Source organism: Treponema sp. OMZ 838 (assembly GCF_000775995.1).
Taxonomy (GTDB): Bacteria; Spirochaetota; Spirochaetia; order Treponematales; family Treponemataceae; genus Treponema.
Genome location: NZ_CP009227.1, coordinates 2,215,784 through 2,238,803 on the forward strand (window position 1 = coordinate 2,215,784; position 23,020 = coordinate 2,238,803).

General features: G+C 45.6%; 9 protein-coding genes and 1 pseudogene. 3 read left to right on the plus strand and 7 right to left on the minus strand.

Going from position 1 to position 23,020, the window contains the following annotated elements:
• Nucleotides 1–91: 91 nt before the first annotated feature.
• Entirely contained in the window at nucleotides 92–6,631 is a 6,540-nt protein-coding gene (locus tag QI63_RS10065; RefSeq protein WP_044016033.1) for a hypothetical protein, read from the plus strand.
• Nucleotides 6,632–6,717: 86 nt separating this feature from the next.
• Here the strand turns inward: QI63_RS10065 and QI63_RS10070 are convergent, their stop codons facing one another.
• Nucleotides 6,718–7,617, minus strand: coding sequence for a hypothetical protein (locus QI63_RS10070; protein WP_044016035.1), 900 nt, complete (start codon nucleotides 7,615–7,617; stop codon nucleotides 6,718–6,720).
• A gap of 89 nt (nucleotides 7,618–7,706) precedes the next feature.
• Between QI63_RS10070 and QI63_RS10075 the strand changes: the two are divergent.
• Both QI63_RS10075 and QI63_RS10080 read left to right on the plus strand, forming a co-directional pair.
• Nucleotides 7,707–7,898: pseudogene (locus tag QI63_RS10075) on the plus strand (toprim domain-containing protein); the annotation flags it as partial.
• Nucleotides 7,899–8,231: 333 nt separating this feature from the next.
• Nucleotides 8,232–15,524 (plus strand): Ig-like domain repeat protein, encoded by a 7,293-nt coding sequence (locus QI63_RS10080; RefSeq protein ID WP_044016037.1) that lies wholly within the window; start codon nucleotides 8,232–8,234, stop codon nucleotides 15,522–15,524.
• Between the two features lie 116 nt (nucleotides 15,525–15,640).
• Here the strand turns inward: QI63_RS10080 and QI63_RS10085 are convergent, their stop codons facing one another.
• Genes QI63_RS10085 through QI63_RS10110 form a run of 6 tightly spaced genes read right to left on the minus strand, consistent with a single transcriptional unit; the run spans nucleotide 15,641 to nucleotide 22,990 of the window.
• A complete protein-coding gene (locus QI63_RS10085; protein ID WP_044016039.1) occupies nucleotides 15,641–16,489 on the minus strand; it encodes an FAD binding domain-containing protein in 849 nt (282 codons plus the stop codon).
• Nucleotides 16,479–16,958: a (2Fe-2S)-binding protein gene (locus QI63_RS10090; protein ID WP_044016041.1), complete on the minus strand. Its 480-nt coding sequence runs from the start codon at nucleotides 16,956–16,958 to the stop codon at nucleotides 16,479–16,481. The genes QI63_RS10085 and QI63_RS10090 overlap by 11 nt, the downstream gene beginning before the upstream one ends.
• A 1-nt stretch (nucleotide 16,959) precedes the next feature.
• Complete coding sequence (locus QI63_RS10095) at nucleotides 16,960–19,020, minus strand: molybdopterin cofactor-binding domain-containing protein (RefSeq protein ID WP_044016043.1); 2,061 nt, start codon at nucleotides 19,018–19,020, stop codon at nucleotides 16,960–16,962.
• A 36-nt stretch (nucleotides 19,021–19,056) separates the two neighbouring features.
• Nucleotides 19,057–20,238 (minus strand): DegT/DnrJ/EryC1/StrS aminotransferase family protein, encoded by a 1,182-nt coding sequence (locus QI63_RS10100; protein WP_044016045.1) that lies wholly within the window; start codon nucleotides 20,236–20,238, stop codon nucleotides 19,057–19,059.
• A gap of 16 nt (nucleotides 20,239–20,254) precedes the next feature.
• Nucleotides 20,255–21,820, minus strand: a complete 1,566-nt coding sequence (locus QI63_RS10105; RefSeq protein ID WP_044016048.1) for a glycoside hydrolase family 3 protein — start codon at nucleotides 21,818–21,820, stop codon at nucleotides 20,255–20,257.
• 12 nt (nucleotides 21,821–21,832) lie between these two features.
• Nucleotides 21,833–22,990, minus strand: coding sequence for an exo-beta-N-acetylmuramidase NamZ family protein (locus tag QI63_RS10110; RefSeq protein WP_044016050.1), 1,158 nt, complete (start codon nucleotides 22,988–22,990; stop codon nucleotides 21,833–21,835).
• Nucleotides 22,991–23,020 lie beyond the last annotated feature (30 nt).

Here is a 23,020-nt window from a genome sequence, read left to right on the forward strand (position 1 = left end):
TTATAATGCATTTTTATCGCCGGAGCGTGGGGCCGTCCATAAACTTCAGGTTTTGGATAGTTTTCTTGCTAAATGAAGCGGAGAAAAACTTATGAAAAAGATGAATCACGTAGTATCTTTTGTACTGATTTTATTAACTGTTCTTGCAGGTGTTACCTGTAAACCGTATGTAGGCTTGGGCGGTCAGATCGATATTCTTCCGCCGAGTGGGAAAATCATCTATCCTGATACGAGGGAAACGCCGATCCGTGGTTCCTTTGTGTTACAAGGCAGTGCAAGCGATGATGACGGTATTCAATCGATTTCGGTTGTTTTTGAAAATATCGAAACAAAAGAAAGAAGCTCTGCGTATCGCGCCGAAGGATTTTCCGCAGGGGATGTTTCAGCTTCGTGGACAATAAACGTAAACAACGAATCGACAGGAATCGAACCCGGACACGATCTGGTAAAAGTGTATCCTATTCCCGACGGTGAATATACGGCAATTGTGAGCGTTACCGACAAGGTTGGAAAGACGTCCACATTTACCAAGAGCTATAAAATAGACAACACCCCGCCGGTGTTTATCGTGCAGCGGCCGTCGATGTTTGTTGATGAAAGTACCTCTCCTTCACCATCGGATCCTTCAGACGGTTATGGTTCGACTTTTTCTGTTGTGGGGCAGGTGGGTGAAAAAAATACCGTTGAAAAACTGAATGTGCATGTTCCGGGAACGCCGCCGATCGATATAACTAATATGTTCGTGGGCAACAATATAAACGCACGGGTTGCCGTATCGGAAGTCATTTCAGGCAATGAAACAAATCCTTTATATAATTTGCAAGCGCAGGATAAAACAAAGCCTATCAGAAGTCAATTATATTTATACGATAATGCCCGCAAATATACTGGGGGGGTAACAGACGAAGGTAATAAAGCCGATTGGTATTATCAGTGGGATAGCATTTATACAGATGTCATAGCAAAAGGCTACACGCCTGAAGTAATCAGCGATTATTTTGCCGGTAAAAAGGGGTCGGATAAAGACGAGCATGATAAAAAAATAAAAGAATTGCGCAACGATGCGGCAGCTTTGAATATACTTAAAACGACGATGATTAAAATGACTGAAAAGCGCAGCACTTTTAAACTTGATCCCAGCCAATCTCCCGGTTTTACAGTTGTCGGCGTAAAAAGTTTACCTGTAGAGCCTGCTTTAACTCTTTCAGACGCTACGTCGATGCTCTTTAAAAGCGGAGGTGAAACGGCATTTTCGATAGAGCTTATCCGTAATAAAAATAACACTCCATTGACGGCCGGCTTTGACCTTGCTAGGTATAAGGAAAGCAATATTGAGATCGTTTTACGCAAATGGAATAAAGCGGCCGGCACGAATGAAGCGGATAGCTTAAAAAATGATGAAAATTATGAAGAGAAGAAACTGATAAAATTTTCTGAGTTGACGGATACAAGCAATATTACGGTAGTAGATGGAAAGTTACGTGTAAAATGTGTCTTTGATCCGTCTTGGGGTGAAGGATACTATGCCGTAAAGGTTAAAGGTTCCGACACCTCCGGAGCCGATTCAAATAAATTTGAAGCCTATGACACCTCTAATACGGTAATCAACAGTCTTTATATAATAAACTTTCTTGCTACCGGAAATGGGCCGAGAATACGTCCGATCCGTCCGCAAGGCTTTAAAAATACAACTGTGGATATAGAAGCGGATGTTACCGGTATCGATTCGACTGGTGCTGTATATTACAATATAGGTGCACCGGTAAATGCCGGTAGTCCCGATACAACAAAGATTCTTACAAAGGTCAGTTCCGACCCGGGCAATCCTCGCTACAAAGCGACGGTTGTTTTAACTACTGATTCGCATGGAAAGCTTCTTTGGAATGGGAACCATCTTTCGGACGGCATCCATAAAATTCACTTTTTAGCTAAAACAAATTCCGGTTCTACCGATACGGATACTACCGAATTTACCGTCGATAACACGGGGCCGACGATTGAAATAGTATATCCTGAAGAAACCGATCCGCAAGCGGGAGAGATTGTCGTTTTAGGCCGTGTCAGCGATGAATGGGCCGGAGTAAATCCCGAAAAAACTAAATACATACTGGGTAAAAAGACTCCTGCGCCGACGGTTGATACTGCTGCCGGCTGGAAAATAATGAAAGATGCTCCTGATACTTCGACAAAAGGTTCGTGGAGTATTCACATCAATTTGGATAACGTTCCTTCATCGGAATACGGTGCGGTTATCGGTAGATATAGAAAAATACCGTTATATGTTTTTACGGAAGACGAACTGGGGAATAAAGCTGTACATGAAAAACAGATACTCTTTGATACTGAGGGAACAAAGCCGATTGTGAAAGTACTTTCACCGCAGAATACTACTCCTACTACAAAATTAGGCGGTACTATACAGATATTCGGAACTGCAAGTGTACCTAAAGGTGGACCGGCAGCGGTGCGTGAAGTATATATTCAATTTTCTCGTGATGGTAATTTTACCTCTGCCGCAGATGGAACATTTGGTACAATCAATTGGTACAATAGTGGAAACGGACAGCTTATTCCGGGGACAGATACTAACGGAGGCGCAGACTGGAGAATCAGTATAAACGGCGACGGTTCATTTAATCATGCAACCAATCAAAACCAAGATGTCTATTTTAGAGTCCGTGCGAAAAATAAAAATGGTACATCGATGGGGGACTGGAGCGATAAAATAAAAATAATCGTCGATAAGTCTGCTCCTACGATTGGAAGTCCCAATGCCGTTAAAGTAGACGATTCTTCGAGTACCGTTCTTGCCGGCAGTGCAAACGCAAAAGACTATACGCCTAATATGTGGGTAGGACGCAATAAAAAACTGATCGGCTCATTAAAAGACGATTCGGGTATAAAGGCTGTTCAAATTGCATCGACCGGTTTGGCTGGCGGTGTGAACTATGATCTTGCTCAAGCTAAAGCAGCGGGTTGGATAGCTGATGCTGCAGACGGAAATTATGAGCTAAAGATTCCGTTCGACTTAGATGCGCTGAGCTCTGCTGCAAAAGCGGCTGGAGAGTTTAGTGTAACTATTTCCATTACAGAAAATACAACATCTCCGGCATTGAGTACACAACAAACGTTTACCTTCCGCTTCGACACCACCGATCCTATCGGTGATTTCGGTACCGATAAATATATGAATATCGGGAATTTTGCTTCTGATTCGATAACTGACGCACAGCTGGCGCAAAAAGTGAAAGATTTGGGCGCTACAGAATCTTCCGGCGGCGGATGCAAAATACTGGCGGACAATCATATACTCACGGTAACGAAAGTAACGGGCGATAAGATTGAATTTACCGCCTCTCCGGCTCTTACTGCTGGACGTCACAGCTATATTCTGTATAAACCGGAAACGCTGATATACAAAAACAACAGTGGAAAATGGATTATCAATGGTGTGGCGAATGACAGTGGTTCAGGTGTTGCAGAAGTGAAGGCTTGGGTAAGTGTTGAAACTGATCCCGTATTGCATACGGTAATTAAATCACCTGAAACGGTCATAAACGAAACTCATCCGAAAAACAGAATTACCAAACAGCTTGGTGGAACCGTTACGTGGAAGGGAGAGCTTGATTTTGGTTCCGTATCTGATGGTAAGGGCAAGCTGCATTATACCATAACCGACAAGAGCGGCAATGAATATACCGCTCCTGCTGTCGATGTGCGGGTAAAAAACAAGCCGATAAAGGTTTCTAAAATTACGCTCGCTACCAAGATAGGGGGAAGTGCTGTAGAGTTCGCAAATGATAATGTGAACAAAGCCCTCAAGGATATAGACGTAGATGCTAATCTCGACTTTACCGCGAATTATACCAGCAGTGCGTTCGCCTTTAAAGATAAAGATAATTCCAAAATAAAGGTTGACTTTTCCGGCGGGCAAGGACAGGTAAAATATAATTTGAAATATGCCGGTAATGTTTTGGCCGGTCATAATATGCAGAATATCAGCACCGATGGCGCCATAATGTTGAGCGAAGACAATTTGAATACAATCGATAATACTACAGACGAAACAACCAAAGAATTGGTTTTGGAACTGTGGGATAGTGCACACGACTGTACACCGACCGGCACAGCTCCGCTTGAAAAGAGTTCTTTTGCTGAAGTTAAAATCAATACGCTCTTTGATGCGCTTGACACTAAGCCGCCGACGGTAGTTATTCTTCCGTTCCACTGGAACGGCGAAACCGATAACTCTCTGTATCAAAACAGCTGTGCTAACGGACATGTGGAAATTGATACCTCTTCTGTTTCAGGTAAGGTTACAATCCGTGGCTTTGCGTATGACAATGTTCAGCTCAAGAAACTTACAGCAACGCTTCCTAACGCTTCAAACATAACTGTTACGAACACCAATAATAACTGGTCTATAGGCGAAGATATTTCAAAGAATATCAAGTTTGAAGTTGAAGAGTCTAAATACGACTATCTCGGCTACTATGTAAAATGGAAGCTGGAATGGGACAGTGAAAAAACGTCTGTAGGTCTTGGAAAGACAATCAGTGTTTCGGCTTATGACGGAACCAATTCTTCAGGAACCTCGGCTGCCGATCTGTCTTCCTCATCTTCTTCTCTAACCCGTGATACTAATGATACGGCGGAACATACGGATTTTGCCGTTGCAAAGCCCGGTCAGTTTATTCTCTTTACCAAGGGTGAGGCACAGCACTTAACCAGAGTAAAATCAGTTACCGGTAATAAGATTGAGCTTATAAATGCGGTAGATACCGGTTTTGTGACTGCTACGCTGTATCAAGATACAACAAATAAGCCTTCGATAAGTGTTAACGTGGTGCCGTATATTACCGGTGTCAGCAGAAACAGTACATATAATACAAACAGAGCGCGAAGCGGTGCGATACCCTTACTCCGCGGGGAAGCTGGCAATACGATTACAGGCTTTAACTTTGAAGGAAGCACTCCCTCTTTAAAGATTACCGCAAATAAAGACGGAACCGGTTCTTCGGTTGCAATGGAGAATCTTACTTTGAGCGGTTCGTCTTTCACCTTTACAGTTCCCGATACGGCAAAAGACGGATATTTGCATCTTGTAGTAAACGGTGTTGCTGCGGTAAATAATATAAATGCCTATACCGCAAGTAATACGGAAAAATCCGATACATACGGAGCTAAGGAACATTCCGACGATAGATTTGTGCATATTTGGCGTGTAAATGCGCATGATACGTTTAAAGGCAGCAAAAATGCTATTTATCCTGCAATGACTAAAGATAGTAATGGCACGCTCTATGCATCGTTTAGCAATAACTCAACTTCGGCAGTGTATTATTCAAATCAATTTACGGGAAGTGGTTCTGTTACAGCCGGAGATGGTGCAACAAGAGTATTTGACGGATATGACCCGCCGGAAGAAACCGATATAACCGTTACTGGAAGCGATCCAAATCCTGAAGTAAATGTACTCTATGCTGCAAATTATCATGGCGGTGGTGCTAATAACTGGGGTAATGGAGACCTTTCGGGCACAAAAAAATACCCATGGAATGATACCACTCCTGAGTATGCAGGCGGTATATACCTCTATGATAAGGATGCAGCCGTTGGAACTAGGCATACTAATGTGTATCGGTTTGAACTGTATACCTACGACAATGAATTGCAGCAGTTTAAAAACATACGGACTGTACGTTCCGGTGATAACATCTATGTTGTGTATTATGATAGATTAACCGAAGCTGCAAAATTCGCCTGGGTAGATGACAGTAAAAAACCGGATACAAGAGTCCATGCACTCCCATGGTGTGTCATAGACGGCAATACCGACATAACAGATAGAGAATATAAAGTTCCTGATCACTTGGTCGATACAGCTGTACCGCCTGATTCGCCCAATAATATATTTACATTTGTGAGTCCCAACAAGTCAGCGTATAAGACACCGTATGTACTGAACAATTTTGAAGACAGTCTTTCCGTTTCAAGTGCAGTGTGGGAATCTGTCGACGTTACGGTAACTAAGGACGGTTATCCTGTTGTAGTGTACATGGATGCTGCTACGAGAACCTTACGGCTTGCAAAAAGTACGTCAAAACAACCTACATCATCAGATCATTGGAAGATTCAAAGCGTTCTCGCTTCTTCGGATCCGAACGGTAAGATTGCAAGCGACTACATAAATGCATGTATCGGCAGTGATGGGATTCTGCATATCGCGTTCCAAAACACCAGGGGGCAGCTCGTGTATGTAAAATCCACGAATACGTCCGATACCGGTTCAGCAAAGTATAAGTTTGGCACTTCCGAAGTACTGGATGATTCCGGTACGTTTATAGAGATGACCATGGACGGCACAATGCCCTATATTACGTATATGTCCCGTCCCAACTCGTACGATGCTATCCGGATTGCCTATAAAACCTCTATGGACTTTAACAATACGGGAACGGATGTAGCTGGCTGGGAAACAATGACCGCTCCGCTTAACCAACGGGCAGCAAACGGCCGTATCTGTATTGAAACGAAGGCAAAGTATTACAATACTACGGAGAAGATGCCTGTTGCGGTAGGGTTTAAAACCAGTTCGGATTACCGCGCGGCATTCTATGTAGGAAAGTAGGTGTTTTTGTAAGGTAAAATAAAAGTTTTGGGCATTGCCGTTAAAAACTTTGGTTTTTAACGGCGACGCTTTTTGTATTGTCTTGTTTAGCGGTATTGTTCTTTCATCCACAAAAAATTATCGGCTATTTTGCTCCAACGCGAATTTTGTTTATGAGGAATACAGTCTTCCTGCCAATACCACCAAAAATAGCCGCCGATATAGCGGTGGTTATAGGGGAGCATACGATAATATCTATCTGCCTGGGCATTGAAGGTTTTTCCTGCGTTGTGTGGTTTTGCAAACCCGCATTCACCGAATCCAAGCAAAGAATTAGGAAACATATTATACAGATTTTTGAACATATTCTGCCATTCTTCATGCTTACCGTCATTATCATCGTCATAGTAACTGACTAATACATAATCAAGTGTATTCCGCATATCAGGTGGAATATAGTTTAAAAGCCAGTCCTCCATTGTTATACTTTGATAATCCGGATCAGCCATATATGCGGTAAGTGCCGTTGCAAAACCTTGCTGATGTATGTATTTCCACGCCGTATAAACCTTCTCGGCAATCAATTTCTCCGAACCGCCCAACCATCCTTCTCCGTTGACTTCATTTCCGATTTCCCAAATATCTACGTACGGCGTGAGATATGCCGCACATTCGGCGAAACGCGCCTTATAGGATTCGGCTGTTTTATAAAAAGCCATATCATACGAATCGCATGGACAAAGCATAATATACGCGACTTCGTGAATACCGGCGAGAAGTGAAACAAAATCAGCCGGCTTTTTGTCAGCATCAATAACAATACGTGCTGTCGGTTTTACCGGTAGTGCTTTAATTGCATCTATGATAGCTGTGATAGAATGCTCTGAAACATCGTCAAGCGTTATACCGTACAGCGGAGAAGGAATACGACCTTGTATGTGTGTATCCGTTGCTGTAGCGGTGTAGGCGGACAGTAGTAATATAAAAAATATTGTATGCCGTAACATAATGTTGATACTAGCATGAGAAGCAACTCTGATACAATGTACGCTTAATTGGTCAGTAAGAAGAACCGGAGGAAGAATACGGTACTGCGGTAAAAGAAGTGATTCTCGCAACCAACCCGACAATCGAAGGGGATACCACCGCTCTTTATATCCAAAAGGTGCTGCGCGATCTCCCCGTCGAGGTTACCCGCCTTGCATCGGGACTGCCGGTCGGCGGCGATTTGGAGTACACCGACAAACTGACTCTAATGCGCAGCTTCAAAGGCAGGATAAAGATTTAAGATTTATTTTTTGCTTGACAAAATGTTTAATTATCGGTATACATCACATGAGATTTAGTAATATATGCGGTAATCTGCCGCCCTCTAAAAGTCATCCATAAAAAGTAATCGTACAAAAAGTTTATCAACTAGCAACATTAAAGTTTTGCGCTATTCCTGCCGATACGGGAAGCGGGATAGCAGAAAGTTGTACCGGTTATGTCGCTACCGCTCAGAGGTGAAAGCAAGACGGTAAGGTTCTGCCGCAGAGAAGCGAAGCAGAAGAAATTATAGTGCGTTTTTATCGCCGGAGTGTGTTAGAAACGCTTGCTCAATGGAGCGGAGAAAAGGCTTATGAAAAAGATGAATCGTGCAGTATTTCTTGTACTGATTATATTAACTGCCCTTGCAGGTATTACCTGTAAACCGTATGTAGGTTTGGGCGGTCAGATCGATATTCTTCCGCCGAGCGGTGAGATCACCTATCCTGATGCGGGTGAAATGCCGATACGGGGTTCGTTTGTCTTAAAGGGAACGGCAAAGGATGACGAGGGTGTTACATCTGTTTCCATTGTTTTTGTAAATATCGAAACGAATGACCGAAAAGGTCCGTTTTATGCTGCGGTTTCAAATCCCGGAGTGCCTAGCACATCGTGGAAGGCAGATATAAATAATGAATTTACGGGAACGATAGACAATCATCCTCTCGTAAAAGTGTATCCTATTCCCGATGGTGAATACACGGCAACCGTTACCGTGACCGACAAGGGCGGAAAGACGTCCACATTTACCCAAAACTATAAAATCGACAATACGCCGCCCGTGTTTATCGTTGAAAGACCCTCATTATCGGCAGCGAATGATGCGGTCAATCCTTCGGGAGATCAATATGGTGCCGTGATGAAAATTACGGGTTCGGCAGCCGATATGTACGAACTGCGTTCGGTTACCTTGAAGGTAAATGATAGTCTGTCCATAACAAAAAAGAATAAAGAAACCTCCGTTGATCTTGTTATGGCAAGTGATCCTGATTCGGATTACACAAATTTATTGAATGCTGCAGGAGGAAATGATAAGCCTTTAAAAGCTGTTATAGCTTTACAGGATAATGCCCGAATATGTGATGATGCAACTGCCGATAATGATAATAGGGGAAATGAATCGGCTTTTTATTATATTAAAAACGAACTGGAAGCTGATCTTGATTTAAATAAATATACGGCAAAGGTTATAAGCGATTATTTTTCGGGTAAAAAAGGAAAAAACGGCGGCACCCCGCACGAACAGGCTGTATACGATTTGCGGCATACCGATGAAGCAGCCCGCAATGTTTTATTGAGTAAACGTATAATATCCAATACAACGAAAAGCGTATTTTCGCTAAATCCGGCGAAGACGCCGGGATTTAAGCTTGTCGGTATTTCACCGTTTATTGATCAGCCCAATCCCCCGTTAATGCAGTTTAGTTCAACTACTGCCTTAACTGTTGAATTATATCCGAATAGGGACGGTAATGCTCTTGTTGCAGGTACCGATTATAAAACACGTGGAATCAAAGTTTCCCTTTGCGAAGGACAAACCGCTGAAAATTTAAAAAACGGTATCTATACCGGGGAAAAAGTATTGTTTGATGCAGCAGCGGATAATGCCGATTTTTCAGGTGTCGAACTAAGCGGCAATCTTATAAAAATAACAAAATTGCTGCCTGCCGATACAAAACCGGGTTTATACAGGATTAATGTCGAAGGCACAGACGTAAAAAATAATAGCGGATTTGTACCTTACGGCGAAGGCAATAAGCCTTCAGAAGGATATTTCATTATAAAGCTTGAAGCGACAGGCGCCCCGTATATATTTTTCCGTACGTTGAAGACATATCAAAAAGCCGACTTCGACATCTTCTGTGATGTAAAAAATTTATCCGGCGGTAAAGTAGACTATAACTTTGATGCGGATCCTACAGGTACTCCTGCTTCCTCCGGTCCTTCGCTTTTAACACTAGATTCCCCGGACGTATATAAGAGGAAGGTATCAACGTCCGGACTTCCCGAGGGAAATCATACGGTTCATGTGCGTGCATATAAGAGCGATGTATTATTTAATACTGCATATGTTCCGTTTATTTTTGATAAAACGGATCCGTCGCCGGCTGTTTTAACGGATCCCGTTGAAACCGAAAATCATACATTCAGTACATGGTCGCATACATTTAAGGGAACGGCGGCCGATAAAATACCCACGGGTCTTCAGCTTAGCCAAATTTCGAATATAGATAAAGTAACCTATAGGGTCGGTACCAAGGCAAATTCGTCCGCTCCTATAGTATATAAACCTAACGAAAGTCCTGCTACACTCATTGATCCCGTATCTTCTTCAGATCCGTATAAATGGGAGGCGGTTGTAAGTTTCGGACAAAAAAAAGATAACTATCTGCGTGTAAGTATCTATGATAAGGCCGGTAATAAAACGGATACCGACTTCGGCCCCTATGAGGTAAATACCGATTCTCCGCAGATTAAATTTGAAGATATACGGTTTTCGTTGGGAACAACATATTCCGAGCCTTCTCCCGTTACATTGGTAAAACAAAATGCCGTTATCGGAAACGGAGTAAGTGAAAATAATAAAAAAGCTTCATTTAAAGTTTTTGCACACAGCACCTTTGAAATTGAAAGCGTAAAAGTGTCCGTAGGCGGCGGCGAAAAAGCAGGGACAAAAACAGGTACGGCTACCGATGGATATGAAGAATGGACGGTTAATGATGTACCTCTTGTTGAGGGAAATCCCAATTTTAAACTCTATGTTAAGTCGAAATCGGGTACGCTGACAGAATGGCAGACCCCAGTAATAGTTGATTTTACCGCCCCTAAGGTTAAGCAGTCGTCCCCCGATTTGCACGGTATTTTTTTCAAAGAAATACAACTGATGGGAACTATAATCGATGAAGTTTCTTCCGGATCCGGAATGGCTTCAGGAGCGGATGCCGATACCGTAAAATATAAAATCGGAAATTCCGGCTTTGTAACCGAGCATAAGCCCGGCGGTGTAGAGTGGAGTAAACTGACCTATTCGGGCGGTGCATGGACTATCAATATATCCGATATCGCTCGATATACAGCTGCTTATGGAGCATCCGTCCCTTCGGGAGGTACCATACACAGTATCCCCATACAAATACAAGTTTCTGATAAGGCGGGAAACCTGCGCACATCCGATGTATTTACCATAAAATTTGACCCGGCGGGCGGAACTCCCTTTGCGGATTTGACTGCGCCCAAACAAGGGGATCGCTTGGGCGGCGATATTTTAATAAGCGGCAGTGCCCATGTGGCAAACCCCGCATCCGGTAAAACCGTTAAAGAAATTTATCTGCAGATGGGAAAAACACGGGCGGAGCTTGAATCGAATACCGCGTGGACCTTAAACGGTACGAATTACGGAGCTGCAAGCGGCGTTAAAATCTATCCTGCATCCGGGTCTCCCGATGTATATTATTGGAATTACACTCTGCCGTCTGAAGTTAGAGCCGATATTCTTGGTAGTGACTCTTCAAAAGAGGTGTTTTTACGTGTAAAGGCAAAAAACGTAGACGGTGTGTTCAGTGAGTGGACTCAGCCGATAAGTTTTACGATAAATACCGATGTTGCCAAATTTTCCCAAATACAGCTGCAAAAAGGTACAGAATCTAATCCTTACACTCCGAATTCGGTGTGGCTCAAGGGCGATGATTTTAAAATAACGGGATCGGTATCTCACAGTGCAGGTATACAAAATACAATAAAGGCCGAGTCTGCCGCTCAGCTGCCTCAAGGCTATGAAAAGCTTGATACGTCTAATACGTCAGGCTGGTTTACGCAAGCCAATATCGGCTCCGATCGGGAGTATAATTTTGCAATTCCCATAAAAACCTCGCATTATACTCAAAAGGCGGGGAATATTCAGTTTGATATTTCGGCAATAGATGCCCGTACGGACGGAACGCCGGTACCGGTTTCATACATGATAACGCTCAAATACGATAACAGTAAGCCGACTGTTGCGGCAGGTGTGCATAAAGTAAAAAGCGATACTGCCGTATTTACGGGCGGACAATTTGTCGCAAATCTTGACAACACGAAAAAAGATTTATACCGCGTCTTAGTCAATAATCAGGTATATAAGGTACATTCGATAACGGGTACAAATGTTGTTTTAAGCGATGCTTCATCTTTAACCGGCAGCTTTGATTACGGCATCGTAGAGCAGCCTAAAATGATTTATGATGACGGTTCGGACTATCAGATTACCGGTATTGCTTCCGATACCGGATCGGGCGTACAAAAGGTTACGGCAAAACTTGAAGTTGTAAAAGGCGGTTTGACTAAGAGTGTATCGGTTGATATGACAGCCGATCACGCAAGTAACAAAATAAGCACAGAACGCGGCAATATGGTCAGTTTTAAAGGTTCTCTTAAGACCAAGGATGTTCCCAACGGAAAAGGACGACTGACGGTTACCGCTTATGATGGAAACGGTAATGAAATTTCAGAGACGATAACGAATGTCATTGTAAAAAATAAGCCTCTTGAAATTAAAAAGATCGTTTTTAAGACCGACTTATCCGGTGATGGAGATTATAATGATCCTAATGAAACTTTTGAAAGTACCGATTTCGGAAGTTTAGATGCCAACAGGGATTTTACCGGAACGGTAAATGCAGCATCCGAATTTACGTTTAAAAATCCGATAAAATCCCAATTGATAGTTACACTTAAAGGCGGTTATGGGGAAAGTGTAAAAGTATCTTTACTTAACGGCAGTAATGTTGTTAAATCTGTTTCTGTAACCCCCAATGCTTCCGGTCATGAGTATCATGTAGACCTTGATTTAAGTAATGTTCTCAATATCGGGGATGCTGTCGAAAAAGCACTTGTTCTCAAAGTTGAAGACGAATCGATAGGAACGGTTCCGTCGGATCCGCCGGCTCCTCCTACACCGGCTCCTACCAGTCCGTATTGGTGTGCCCAAGCGGATATAACCGTAGGTGTGGATGTTGTCGACGATGTTACGCCCACCGGTTTTATTATGCCGATGTACTACAACAGCGATGACAGCCGTATAACAAAGCCTGCGGATTTACCCCTTGTCAGTGTTGTCTATGATGTTGAAACCGATGCAGGTGTAATAAAAAAGGTAAAAGAGCCTGCAGGTCATATCGAAATATCGGGAATAAGCTCTATAAATGCACATCCCTGTGTTTCGGGTAAGGTGATGCTTCGCGGTATCGCTTACGATAATATTCGGCTTAAAAAACTTGAATTAAGCGGAGCGGGAATCAGCGGTGTAAGCAATGAGTTTACAAATGGAGCCTGGTCGGCAACTTCTCCTCTTAAAATTGTGAAAAAAGGCTTAAGCAATACCGGTCACTATGTTGAATGGGAATATGAGTGGACAACGGGAACTCCTGCGTTGGCTCAAACGGTAACGCTCAATGTAACCGATGCGGCAAGTAAAACAAACGCAGCAGGGAAAACCGAACCTGCCGAAAAAATCGGTACACGGAACGGCGATCGGGGTATGACTCTTGCTTCCGATACAAACCACACTGCGGTAAAGCATCAGTTTATACGTCTGTATGAGAAGGTAAATAATAAAGAGGGCAAAAAATCATATCTGGTGCAGGTTGATACCGTTTCTGCCGACGGAAAAACGGTTACCTGGAAGGACACAAGTGTTCCTACTGGTATTACAAGCTACCGCCTGTATGATAAGAATTCCAACAATACAGCGTTTGCTGTGAATATCGTGCCGTATATAACAAAGGTTACTACAAAACTCTCGGATCTCAGCAGCAACGCTTCCGTCTATAACAGAACGGCTTTGGGAAAATATCCTGTAGCTGATGCGGAAGAAATAACCATAGAAGGCTTTAATTTAAGCGGTGCAGAATTTAAGCTTAACGGAACCGATCTTACTGCCTCAGGCACCAAGTATAAAATAGGTTCTGCAAAATCGGGTGCCCTTGTTGCAAAAGTCGGACAGATTGAGTCAATCAATAACATAAACGACGATACTAAGCCTTATAATCAGGAACCGAATAAGGTTAATAACGACTTATTAACAGATGACCGCTTTATTGATGTGTGGCAGTTTAAACAGGCGGCAAAACCGGCAAACGGCTTTATAAGTTATCCTGTATTAAAGGTTTCTCCCAAGGACGGAAGTGTAGGGCTTGCCTATGCAAACGGCGTTGAATACTTTAACATGGCAGGCTTTGGTAATACTGCAGGACAAACCGATTACAAGAGTGCACGTCGTTTTGATCAAAACTGGGCGCAATATGTGCATACGGATTTTGTCTTTGACGAATACGGATATACCTATGGTATGGCGACCGGTGTCGATATGAACTCTGGGGATAGTGGAGGCGTTGCCTCTTATTCAAAATTTGTTTCCCGAAGACCCGGAGAAATAAATAATTTAAATAATTATGGCAGCAACGGCGGAGCAGGGAAGCCTCCAAGAGGTGAACAGTTTGGAATCGGTCTTCGCCTTGAAAATATCGGTACTACCAATAATCCCTATACAGCAGACCCCGACCGTATACAGTCGCCCTCGATCACAACGGTTGCAGGCAACGCTACTAACGAAGAGACCTTTATCTATCTGGCATATTACGATGCTATCAATCAGCATATTCGCTATCGCTGGGGTTCGGTTAGTAAAAAGACGAATTACTGGGGCAATCCAGAGCAGCCGTATCATAAATATGATGGGCAGCTGATAGACCTTAAGGGTTACGGTAAGATGCAGGAACCTCCGGCATCGTCATTTAGCATATTGGCAGGGCCTCCTGCAAAAAAATATCCCGGAGATAATGGCGGTTCTACTCAAACAGGAACTGTTAATAACTCCGGTAAATATGTGTCGCTTGCGGCGGTTAAGGCTGCTACAGCCGGTACAACACACGATGTAGTTACGGCTGTATGGTATAATTTTAAGGAGCGTTCTTTAATGTATTCATACGCAGGCGGAACAGAAACTCCTCGGAAGGATAATGTTACATGGTCAGCTCCCGTCAAAATAAGTTCGGGCGGTGAATATGTACGCAGTGTTGCAGACCCCTCAGGCGGTATACACGTAGCATTTTACGACAGCGGTAACTTAAAGTACGCTTATTTGCCGGCATACAATAATGCAAGCTGGTCTGTTGTCATTGTAGACTCCTATTCGCTTACCGGTACGCACGTGTCTATTGATCTTGCACGGGCCAAGACTGGCGGAAAATGGATACCGTACATCAGCTACTATATGCAGGGCGGAGCAAGTGCGAAGCTTGCTTACTTGGTCGATGAAACGGCTCCGTCTGCATCTGAAGTGACTGCGGGAATAGGAAGCGGAAGCATAAAAGCCGGTGCCCTTACCGATGAAAGATTTACCGGTGCATGGGAGGTTTCGATTGTTCCGGCTACGAATATGATACGGGAATACCGCATCAATGTCGGTGTGTATAAAGATAGTTTTACGGGTGTGATAAAAGAGATTCCTACGGCTTCGGGTACTGTAGGTACTGATGAATGGATTGTAGGCGGTAACGGCACTGCAAATCCCATCCTCGGCTATGCCGTTGCCGAAGACGGAGCCTTTGAAACCGCACAGAAGAAGTAGACTGGGAGCTGTTTGAGTATCGACTCATCAGGTGTCCTTATGAAAAGAGCGGAGCAGAAGCTGCTCCGCTCTTAATGAGGATAAAGATTTAAGCGGTATAACTTGTCAATCTACACTTAATTGGTTAGTAAGTAGATACTCTCTTCAATCAAATTGAAAAAACACGCCTTTTGGAACTCGGAGATTTCCGCGGCGGAAAAGGTGTCGCTGAAAATCTCTTCGGTTTCTTTCATCAATGCGCCGACACTGCGCCGGTCGATGGGGAGTCCCTTTCCGGTTAAGAGGTTTTCAAACTCTTTACTCTTTATCAGCTGAGTGCTGCCGAACAGCAGTTTAACATCGGAAAGCAGGTTTTTCTGTGTGCGAGCCATAAATACAAAAGAGGCGGTATCGGCAGTAATATGACCGACCGGTCCAAGCCGCTTATAATATGAAATAGTCCATTCTTCAAACGGAACGCGCACACGGAGGATAATATGCGGGCTCTGGCGCAGTGCAGTGCTGCTTTCGTCGCAATACTGAATCAGCGGCATCCAAAATGTTTCTTTCCGTGTCCGTATTTCGATTTTGGTATCGAGCGCGATTAATGGGATAAGGCAGGAATTTTGCATGGGCGCTTGCGCGATGTTTCCGCCGATGGTTGCAAGCGAGCGGATACCGGGATTGGCCGCAAGGGAAATCGCCTGATAGAGAATCCGCGGTACGTTCTTTTCTCCCAGCTCTAAAATGGTATTGAGGCTTGCGGCACCGCCGAAGTCTATGAAGCGTTCCCGTTTGGCGATGGTTTCAAGTTCGGGAAGATTCTTTAGGAATAAAATCGATTCCGGCAAGAGGAAACGGTCGGTATGGCAATCTTTGAGCAATCCGGTAGTGCCGGCAAGCGGAGTAATGTCGGTATGGTTCTGCATCAGCGTATACAGCTCGGCCATGTTTTTTGCGGTATTGACGATATAATTATTTTTCATGCCGCTTGCTCCTCTTTGATTTGCATACCTGTTTTAACGCCGCGGTGATCGAAACAATATCGGTACACCGGCACACGATTCCGATATAGGCATCGCGTATTTGTTCGTCGGTGGGGTTCCAATGTTTTTGTACAATACTGTGAGCGGTTAAAAGAGTACCCGCAGAGCAAAAACCGCACAGTGTAATGCCTTCTTTTTCAAATGCGGTGATAATATCTTTATATTCCTGCGTAGCGCTAAAGGCTTCAAGTGTGATAATGTTTTGCCCCGCTGCAGCAAAGACGGGGAGCATACAGGACGGCACCGGATGATCGTTTAATAACACTGTGCAGGAAGCATACGTCTCCTGCATACAGCTTTTCCGTACACTCAAGATGCCGAAATCCCGTCTCAGCACATCTGACAGCCGTTCATCGGCATCAGCTTCTATTTCTACCGCCTCATTATTGAGATGAAATCGTATCTTCATATTATTTTTTCCCCGTCAAAGCTTTGAATAGCTGTTCTCTACGGATCGGTAAGGTATTTATCCGTGCAGGAACACGCAGCAGTATTTGGTTCAACGCTGCAAGATATGCAGCGGGCAGTATATTCAGTGCAGATGAATCAAAAGCGCTCATCGAACGTCCCCGTTCGGGAATATCCACGGAAAGGGGCGGCATTTCATTCGGCAGTATCATCCGGTATTCCGAATAGGGGAGGGGAGTATCATCGATTTCGGCTGAAGGGAGCGCTTCCTGAGCAGTACGTGATAATGCCGCGGCAATATTTTTACGCAGATAGTTGAGAATCTGCTTTTTTTCGTAGATTTTTCCAGGATGACAAGCGAACCACACTTTCCGGATTTGTATTTTATAGCAAACCGTATCCATTTCAAGTTCGATAATACAGGCCGCGGGCGTTTTGGCAATAAACGGAACACTGTTTTTACCGGTTTCATTTTCTGCCGAGGAAACGTCCGGCTGCGGAGTATCGGGCTGCGGGGTGTGAGTGCTTCTCGAAATACTGATCGGGAGCGGATTGCGGAATCGCTGCTCCTGCAAATCGCTCAGGCATTGCTCAATAAGAGGTAGGACAATACCCGCAGTATTGCCGGCAGTCGCAGGCCCGGACTCATTCATATCGGCAGTCGTAAGGCCGGCAAAGGTAATATCGGATTCGGCGATTTCCAGTTTTTTCGCAGCAAGCTTCCTGATGACTTTCTTTAAATCATCCTCCGCCGGTTCCGCCTTAATTGAAAGCCGGTTGTGGACATCCAACGTCAGCTCTGCCGTATACGTGAAGTTTGCGGCACATCCACTATATTGAAAGCCCGCTGCCAAGCCGATACCGCGCCACCGTCCGTCCCGTTTATCCGTTTTGCCTCGGTTAAAAACATTATACGCGGCATATTTACAGATAAAATCACTTTTGCCGGTTAAGAGTTCGAAGAGGTTTGAAAAAACGGCGCTGTAATCGTCCGGCATATTTTTTATGCGCCATTCCGCCGGAGAGAGATTGTAATCCTGAATAATCTTGTTGATGTGGTTTTCCAGCGCGTTTGATATATAGTAGTCGCCCCAGCCTTCAAGGATATCGATAAGGCCATCCGCTGTTTTTGAAGCCCGCACTTCGATCCGGTAGTTGGGTACGGTGTACGGCCCTAATGCAGCGGCGGTCATTTGCTTGAGTATATTGCCGATGAGCGGGCAGCAGGTACCGGCATTGACAATAATCGATATCTGCATTGCGTCAATCGAATAAGTGTCTGATAGCGCCGATTTATGTTCGATAATCATCTCCGGCGTTTTAGGCGCTGCCGTCCGGCTTTCTTCCGCGGATAGATTGAGCGAAACGGTATTCCGCTGTAGAACCGCCGCAACAGCGCACTGACAGGCAAGGAGAGACGGGAACCATAAAAGTTCATTGAATGTTTCGCCGGTTTGGGTTGGATGCACGACAACCGCTTCTTCCGTAAGACCGGTCGCTTTTGCTACCGCGGTACGGACATGAAACGGCCACTGGGTAGGCACATAGACGTCGAGCCCGTCCTCACGGAACACCGTAACGGCGGAAAACGGCTCCGAACGGGCGGCATATTGCGAAGCGATTTTAAGCGATGAGAATACGGTCGAAGGGGCTGTTTCAAAGATTGAATCGATATTTCCGGCAGTTCGATCTTCCCGTGCAATAATAGGATAATCAAACAGCGTATGCGTTCGTCCTGCCTCAAAACTGTCTTCGGGTATCGGCTCCAGTTCTATTGTGATATCTTTCCGCAGCGCTTCAAGTGTTGCCTCATTATCGCCGGTAAGGATTCCGACTGCTTGTTCTTTATATTCTATCTCGTCCGCTGTAAAAAGCGGGATCGAGTGTTCAAATACTTCGACGGTTTTTTGTCCGGGAATCTGCGCTGCTCCGTAAAAGGCATACCCTTCCGGTAAGGGCGGCAGATGCACGGCGGAAATGATCCCCGACGATACGGGGGCGCGGACAATCACCGCATAGCGCTGCCCCTCAAAGCTCATATCCGAAACAAATTGTTCTATCATATCAAACTTCCTGTCAAAATCCCTACTGTATCTTTCCTATCTGCGGAACTTTTTTGCAGTATCGATTACCGTATCGATGACATACTGCACATCCTCATCGGTCATATCCGGCCAGAACGGAAGGCTGATGCTCTGCGAATAGTGCGCTGCGGCATTGGGGAAGTCCTGTGCGCGCAGGTTATACCGCTCTTTCAGGAAGGTCAGTTCAAAGTGGGGGATAAAGTGGACTGAAATACCGAGTCCCCGTTCTTGCAGCGCGCGGGCAAAGTCATCCCTGCCGACGGAAAGCGTTTCCGGTGCGATGCGGAGGAGGTAGAGGTGCCACGCATTGCCTGCTCCGTCCGGCGGAACTTGAAAAAAGTCGAGCGGTTCAAAGGCGCGGGTAAAGCGTTCGGCGATGAGCTTCCGTTTCCGGTAAAACTCTTCCGCCTTTTGTAACTGTACTCTGCCGATTGCCGATAAAATATCCGGCAGGTTGCATTTATAGCCTTCCGCAACAACATCGTATTGCCAACTGGCGTGCTTGTCGGTGTAGCGATCCCATATTGTGCGGTTGATACCGTGGGAGCGCATCAGCTTAATGCGTTCCGCCGCTTCGGGATTGCGGACGCAGATCATACCGCCTTCTCCGGTTGTGATGGTTTTGGTGGCATAAAAAGAGAACACGCCCGCGTCGCCGAAGGTACCGCCGTAGCCGTCCGCTGTTTTTGCAGGAAAGGCATGGGCTGCGTCCTCGATAACCGCAACGTTGTATTTCTTTGCGAGGCTGTTAATCGCTTTCATATTGCAGAGGTTTCCTGCGATATGGATAGGCACAATCGCTTTAATGCTTTTATCCTGCTTGAGTTTATCTTCGATTTTTTCCGGATCGATACTGTATGAGTCCGCTTCGATATCCGCATAGACCGCTTCTCCGCCGAGGTGCAAGGCACTGGTTGCAGTCGAGACAAAAGTGTACGGGCTGGTGAGTATTTTGGTTCCCTTGCCGATTCCGAAGGCTTCCATTGCGAGCATCAATCCGTTTGACGCGGAATTGACTGCAAGCGCATACGGGCTGTGTACCATATCGGCAAACTCTTTTTCGAAGGCGAGCGTTTCCTTGCCGGTTGTTAGCCAGCCCGAATGCAGCACGCGGATTGCCGCTTCTTCTTCTCTGCGGTCGAACGACGGTCTAAAAAAAGGTATCTCCCTAGCGGGATTTTGTTCGGTTGTATTCATGATCATATTTCCTATTTTATTCAAGTACAATCTTCGGGATAGTAACGCTGAAATGCCCTTCCGGTTTGGCATTCGTTTTGAGCATCTCGGTGATACGGGATAGTGCTGCATTGCTGTATTCATAGGCAGCGAGGCCGCAGACGGTATCAGGCAGGCAGCCGAGGTCGTAGGGATTGCGCAGGGCGACAGCGATCATCGGTTTATGCAGGCGTGTAAGGGCTTGGATCAATTTGAGCTGTCCCTGTTTTACGTGTCCGTTATAGCTCGCTGCGACGATACCGGTAGCCGATTCCGCCTGCGCAACGATTCGCGCGATTTCCGCTTCGTCAGGGTCGATCGACGTATCGATGCCGGTGCCGCCGAATGCGGTTTGCATGGAGCGTGCAAAGCTGATTGAATTATCGACGTCGTTCGACACATTGGTAACAATGAACGGCTGCGGGCCGGCAAAAAACGGTTTGCTGCCGAGGTTGGGGAATCCGCTTTCGGACAGATGATAGCCCGTCAGCGTTTTGCGCCGGAGACTTGCAATGGTTTTTCGATATTCTTCCATCGTTTTTTCCGGCAGCGGCTGTGCGGGTTTGAATTGCTTTTTTAAGCCGATAATCTTTCCGGCTGCCTGTTCGATGGTTGCTGCAGAAATCTGTTTGTCCGCACAGGCGCGCGTTACCGTTTCGATGGCGGCGCAGGCGGTCGGTATGGTGTGGGAGATAAAAATCAGTTCGATACCCGCATTGATTGCCGCCGCAGCGCTTTCCGCGGTGCCGAAGTACGTTTGCATTGCCTTCATCTCCATGCAGTCGCTGATAACCAATCCGTTGAATCCGAGTTTTTCTTTTAATAAGCCGGTTACGATCTTTTTAGAGATGGTCGCAGGGAATTGCTCATCGATGGCGGGAAAGAGAATATGCGAGATGGTAACCGCGGGAAGCAGTCCCGTTTTGATGACGTGTGCAAAGGGGGCAATTTCCATCTCTTCCAGTTCCGCTTTTGATTTACGGACGGTCGGTAACGTGAGGTGCGAATCGACTGATGTGTCGCCGTGCCCGGGAAAATGCTTTGCGGCACTGAGCACTCCTCCTGCGGTGAGTCCCCGTACCATCTGAAGCCCGTAGCAGCCGACAAGGGTAGGATCATCTCCATAGCTGCGTACCCCGATAACCGGATTATGCGGATTGGAATTGACGTCCAGCACCGGTGCTAAGTCAAAGTTTACGCCGTGGGCATGGAGGATTTCTCCCGTGATTTTACCGGCGGTGTAGGCATTTATTTCATCGCCGGTTGCCGCCAGTGCCATTGCGCCCGGTACGTTATAGTAGTCTTCGGCAAGCCGTGAAACAGCGCCTCCTTCTTGGTCAATCGTGATGAAGGCAGGGTGTCCGGTTTCAGCGGTAATCAAGGTCTGTATATCTGCACAGAGCGTCTTGAGCTGCACAAGGCTTGTAATGTTATGCTTAAAGAGGATAACATTGCCAACCTTGTATTTTTTTACCAATGCGATAAAGTCTTCCGGCATTTGCGTCCCCGGAAAACCGCAGGCAAACATCTGTCCGATATGTTCGGTTAACGTAGTGCTGTTCATAGTTGCTCCCTCCTACGAGTAAATAAAAAACGGCCTGATACGCCGGTAAAAAGTTTTCGCTTCTTTTTCAAATATGCTGCACACTTCAGCTGCGGAAGAGGCTGTCCGCAATAGGCTGTCTCCGCCGAGCCGGTCTATCGAAGCCGAAAGATTTCCGTCTGCGGCTGTTGCTTCCGGAGTGGGCAAAAACCGGAAATCATCGGGGTAGGCAATCTTAACGGCAAACAAGAGCGTTACGCCCGTTTTAACCGGCTCGAAGGCTTTGTAGTCGGTGATAAAAAGTTGTACGCCGCGGCACGGCACGCCTACGTATTTGGAGGCGGAAGGGGTAAAACGGGCGGGTAAAAAATGCACGCCGCGCAACTTTGCAGCATTCATCGTATCGGCAAGTTTTTCCGCATCGATGTACGGAGCGCCGATAAGGGTAAACGGATTTGCCGTGCCTCTGCCTTCCGATACATCTGATCCTTCAAACAACGCGGTACCCGGATAGGCGAGCGTATTGTCAAAGTGCGGCAGATTGGGGGAGGGTGGTATCCACACGCGGCCGGTTTCGGTAAAAAGCATATCGCGGCGCCAGTGTTCCATCGGTATAATATGCAGCGGGCAGCGCAGCTGTTCCTCCGTGTGTACCATTCGTGCAAGTTCGGCGGCGGTTAAACCGTAGCGGATGCACAGCGAGTACATACCGACAAAACTTTCAAAGTCTTTTTTTACGATGTTACCTTCCGTTTTAACGCCGCCGAGCGGATTAGGCCGGTCAAGTACGATAAAATCCTTACCATGCGCCGATACTGCCCGCATTGCGAGTATCAATGTAGAAATATAGGTATAAAATCGGACGCCGGCATCCTGAATGTCGTAGACTAAGGTGTCGATATCGGCCAGCATATCGGGCTTAAAATCCTGCCCGTCTTGCCGGTAGAGGCTGTAGAGCGGAATACCGGAAACCGATTTGTTTTCGCCTTCCCATACCGTGCCGGCGTCTTCACAGCCGTAAAGCCCATGCTCCGGCGCGAAGAGGGCGCGTACCGTATACTGTTCGGCAAGTATTTTCCACGAAGGGATAAAATCTTTAGAAAGCCCGGACAGCGAAGTAATAACACCGAGCTTTTTTCCTTTAAAAAGAGAATCGAAATCACATATCCGGTCTATTCCGTTCAATACCATAATACAATATTAACACAGTGCAAAAATCGG